1 protein-coding gene is annotated in these 558 nt (G+C 59.0%); it reads left to right on the top strand.

Features of this window, described 5'->3' with window-relative positions; translation table 11 throughout:
• Positions 1-152 precede the first annotated feature (152 nt).
• On the top strand, positions 153-558 hold a 406-nt coding region (locus tag CKO43_RS25685; RefSeq protein WP_207185224.1), incomplete at its 3' end, for a hypothetical protein.

Here is a 558-nt window from a genome sequence, read left to right on the forward strand (position 1 = left end):
TATTATATGCTGACGAGAGGACGTCTTCCGGAAACGCGCATTCGCGCGATCGAAGGTTTTGCCGACCGCAACCTCAAGAATCCTGAAGATCCGAATGCGGCTGAAAACCGTCGTATCGAGATCCTGCTTAAGGAGCCGGCATGATGTGCGTCATGAGGCTCAGGATCGTGGTGGCGCTGTCGCTTCTTATCGTGGCCGTGCCGAACGCCGTGTTCGCACAGACAGGTTCAGACCGTTTGCGTCCCGCGCGCGTCCTTGATCTTCCGTCATCAACGGATCAGGGCGGCCGCGCTTCTTTTTTCTCTCGGGGCCTTAGGCTCTTTGGGCGTGAAGAAGTGCCGCCTACGCCTGCACCGAACTTAGATACAGAAGTCGAGCCTGAGACGAGTGACCAGCCTACGAAGGCACGCCGGCGCACGCCTGCGTCCGCACCCCGGCTTCCGCGTGCACGGCCAATGGTCTCTGAAGCGGACAAAGGCGATGTCGCTCAAAACGCTGGTGCTACGGCGGATGTCGACGCTGAAAACGTTCAGGAACTTCCGGGAGTGGCTGTGTCTT

The sequence above is a fragment of the Rubrivivax gelatinosus genome (assembly GCF_016583785.1).
GTDB lineage: Bacteria > Pseudomonadota > Gammaproteobacteria > Burkholderiales > Burkholderiaceae_C > Rubrivivax > Rubrivivax gelatinosus_B.